Origin of the sequence: Agaribacter flavus (genome assembly GCF_042646125.1) — a bacterium.
GTDB lineage: Bacteria > Pseudomonadota > Gammaproteobacteria > Enterobacterales > Alteromonadaceae > Glaciecola > Glaciecola flavus.
The window spans coordinates 1-4338 of sequence record NZ_JBHRSW010000026.1 but is presented as its reverse complement, the minus strand read 5'-3'; the positions used below and the strand labels follow the sequence as shown (position 1 = coordinate 4338).

General features: G+C 39.1%; 1 protein-coding gene and 1 pseudogene. Both read left to right on the top strand.

The features are described 5' to 3' along the window. Window positions 1-100: 100 nt before the first annotated feature. A pseudogene (locus ACFOHL_RS12955) lies at window positions 101-863 on the top strand (IS3 family transposase); the annotation flags it as partial. A 234-nt stretch (window positions 864-1097) separates the two neighbouring features. Then, entirely contained in the window at window positions 1098-4277 is a 3180-nt protein-coding gene (locus tag ACFOHL_RS12950) for a DUF1800 domain-containing protein (RefSeq protein ID WP_376920659.1), read from the top strand. Window positions 4278-4338 lie beyond the last annotated feature (61 nt).

Sequence of the window (4338 nt, the reverse complement as noted above, 5' to 3'; positions counted from 1 at the left end):
TCTTAACAAAGTTCATTTTGAATTTAATTTAATTGTGTATAAGAGTCAGATTTTGACAGAGGGGGCTATAAAGCATATCAGGATTAGGTGGCAAAAATGAATAAAAAAAACAAGACGAACCTTTAGCCCTGAATTCGATTGGAAACAGCGCAGCTAGTTCTCGAACAGGGATACACTCATGATGAAGCAGCCAAAGCAATGAGCGTTGGTTTTTCAACGGTTGGGAAGTGGGTTAAACAACTTCGGCAAGAACGTGATGGCAAGCAGATAAAACAAATGCCTATGACGCCTGAGCAGATTGAAATTCGTGAACTTAAAAAGCGCAATGAACGGCTTGAATTAGAAAAGGAAATATTAAAAAAAGCTACCGCTCTGTTGATGTCGGACTCCATGAAGAACTCGCGTTAGTTAAGCGATTACATCAGAGCGATAAAAACCGTTATTCGGTGAAAACGGTGTGTGAGGTACTGGAAGTCAACCGAAGCACTTTTAAATATTGGGATAAGCGAGACAAACGATTATCCCCTGAGGCTGCCAAGTTGCGCAGCTTGGTACGTGAGGCGCATCGCCTGAGCAATGGCTCAGCGGGCGCGAGAAGCATTGCCGATATCGTGACGAATGATGATTCTCATGCTGTGAGCTTGTCGCGTTATCGCGCTGGGAAGCTGATGAAGAAGCTAGATTTAGTCAGCTGCCAGTTGCCGCAACACGCTTATAAAAAGGCAACACAAGAGCATGTAGCCATTCCGAATTTACTGGACAGGCAGTTTGCGGTTACAGCGCCAAACCAAGTCAGGTGCGGTGATGTGAGTTTCATTTGGACAGGTAATCGTTGGGCATATTTAGCTATGGTAATTGATTTAAAGTAGCAAGGTAGTAAAAGTTAGTTATTAGTATTTATTCCTTCCGCTCTTTCGGAATACCCCACTAATTAATTCGATTCGTTACCATTTGCCGCATTAGTGTATTGTCTTTTTTGTATGCAAATGATCACTCAAGGTACTGTATTTATCCGAAGTCTGAGATGTATCAACTCGATATCCAGCAAACTCGAAAATCTAGCAATCTCCATCATAAAAGCAGCAACTAGTGCATATATGCAAGTATTGTATGTACTATTTACAATATTTTTTTCCTCGTTAGTGCTAGCTAATAGCCAAGTTTTAAACTTAAAAGTTATAGATAAAGCAACAGGCCTACCTATAGCTAATCAGAGTATTACTGCGCAACAAATAACACCAACAGGAAAAGTATGGTATGCAAATAAAACAAGTAACGCGCAGGGCGAAATCACGTGGAAGCTGTCAGGGTTAGGTATAGATAAATTCTATCAACTTTCAACGAAGATCTCTTCGGGTAGATGGATTCGCTCTACCATTATCAAAGATACAGGAAAGTTCGAATGGGGTATTGGTTTAGTCACAGTTACCATAAAAGATGGCAGTGTTGACAACAACATCCCACTAAAAAACTACGATGTGCAATTGCTATCTATGCAGAACAACGAAATTATAAAACGCTCTTATTTTAAAACAGACGCAAACGGCAAGATTCTTCTGAATCTGCCGTCTATCAATGACAATGTAGTCTATAAACTGAAAGCCGCTAGTACAGTTGACAAAAAAGCAAATTTTTACCACACAATCAAAAGTTACGGTAATCAGGATTTTATTGTCGGTGTTAAGCCACTTTCAATAGTACTAAAAAACATGCAGAACAACTCTACAATTAATGATATAGAGGTCACTGCATGGGCGCCGAAAAATGATGGAAGTAAAAAATGGTTGAGTAAGAAAACTACAGACAAATCAGGAAAAATAGACTTTGTCCTGCCATCTCTCGCAAAAGGAGAAAACGTCCAACTCACAGCGAATATCTTTAATGGAAGAAAATCAACTAGTCAAATGTTCACGACGCCAGGCAACTTTATTTTCGAAGTTGGGAAACTCTCTGTATCAGTGCTAGACGGTAGTAAGGCACAAAATGAAGCGCTGGCAAACTATAAGGTTGCTCTCACTATTTACAACGGACATACCAAAAAGCATAGATGGAAAACTGAATTAATCACTAACGCGTCAGGAAAAGTGCTGGTCGATCTATCTTCGCTGAACACAGACGAAAGCTATATATTATCTGCTATCAGCAAAACTGACAATAAAATAAAGTACAGTAGACCACTACCACTTACTGGAAGCATTGAGTTTGTTGTTGGCAATCCGCCAACAACTGTATCGGTGGTTAATGCTTCGACAAATATGGTAGAAGCAGGAATAAAAGTGACTGCTCAGAAAAAAAGCGATGAAGGGAAATGGGTTTGGGCATCAACACAAGTAACTGACTCAAATGGCATAGCAGTATTTGATCTCGATGACATCTTAGAAGGCAAAGAATACCGAATAAAAACCGCAAAATATAAAGGTGATGTCATCAGCGAAACAATCACTGAACCAAGCGAAGTTACATTGATATTAGGCGCTATAAACGTTCATCTCTGGGATAGAGACTCCAAACAAAACCTCAGTAATATCAAAATTTTTGTTTACCGTGTAGATGCAGATGGCGCGCTCATCTATCAAAGTGCTGGAATAACTGACAGCGAAGGTAAACTAATTTTTGATGTTGGAAATATTAAAAAGAACAATTATGTTTTGAAGGTCATCCAACCATTTGCGGGAGTCAGTCACCTTTACAGTAAAACAATCAGATCATCAAGTGTATTGGATTTCAGCGTATCAAAATACGATGATAAAACTTTTGATTCAATCTCACCTAAAGTACGAATTATCTCACCTATCAAACAAAGCGTAAGCAATGAAGGATTTATACTATCGGGTAGTGTTTATGATAACAAAGACTTAAACAATCTAGTCATTGAGGTCAGCGATGGTTTCAATGCATCTCATCAAAAAATTATCACTAATCCTACCGTTGGAGATTGGCAAATAGATATCCCTTCCGATTGGTTAACGCTACAGGCTACTATTGAGGTAACAGTAACCGCATATGATAAAACGGGAAACGCTGCGTTAGACACAAAGACTTTTAACGTAGTTGAAGATATAGAGGCGCCCACAATAAACGTAGAATCTCATCAACCTGACGAAGAAGTTAGTGAAAACGGCTTTACTATCTCAGGACAGGTGAAGGACAACATCCAAGTAGCATCACTAAACGCATCGATGGCTAATGACAAATTAGGTATCATTTTCTTTGAACGTGACATTGAATTTAATCCAAATACAGGCCAATGGGCAATATACATCGACGAAAACAGTCTTAGCAGCGAATCTTCACAATCTTTTACTTTTAACGCATATGATGCTTCTGGAAACATTAACTCTAAATCGTTGAATTTAACTACTAATCAAAAGACTATCCCATTGAAGCACCTTCTTTCTAGAACCACGTTTGGTATCTCAAAAAGTTTACAAGATGAAGTAGAAAGCATGGGAGTATACAATTGGCTGCAAGAACAGATGGCGCCAGAATTGATCGACGACTCTTCTGCAGAAGTACTCGTTGCGCAAATAGAAGTAGACTCAATTCAAAGCTTAAGGAAAAGAGAGCTAACCTACCAGTTGTATAGTAAGCGTCAATTGCAGCAAGTTATGGCTTTCTTTTGGGAAAATCACTTCAGTACAAACTATAACAGTCACAAGAAAATAGCTTACGAAATCGCTGAGAATGGTGCTTTTAGAGAACTAGCACTAACTAACTTTCGCAGTATACTGGCAGCAAGCGCTCAAAGTCCTGCTATGCTTATGTATTTAAGTAATCATAAAAGTGTGAAAGGCAATCCTAACGAAAATTACGCAAGAGAACTAATGGAACTGCACACATTAGGAGAAAGCGGTGGATATACTGAAACAGACGTGGTGGAACTTGCAAGAATATTTACAGGTTGGCAGGTCGATAGTGATGGACAATTCATATTCAATGAGTCTGATCACGATGTTGAGAGCAAAGTATTTCTGGGGCACGATATCACTCCGAATGGCGCAAGTGAAGGTGAATTGGCTCTAGGTATATTAGCTCAGCACCCTTCAACTGCAGCATTTGTATGTCAAAAACTAGTCCAATATTTGGTGGCGGATATCCCACCAGGCCGTTTGGTATTTGATTGTGCTAAAGCATTTAAAGCAACTAATGGCGATATCACTAGTATTTTAAATACTATTTTTGATTCTGCAGAATTCAGCGCGGAGGAAAATATTTCCGCAAAGATTAAAACCCCTTTGAAGCTATATACGAGTGCAATAAGGTCACTTGATGCGTAACCGATCATTTTAGACCGTTCTGTACAACTGTCTGATTTAAGTTTAATGGTGCGGCACTAAT

Excerpts from the sequence above, each read along its gene's own strand:
- ACFOHL_RS12950 (WP_376920659.1), top strand. The coding sequence starts at position 1,098 with ATGCAAGTATTGTATGTACTATTTACAATATTTTTTTCCTCGTTAGTG.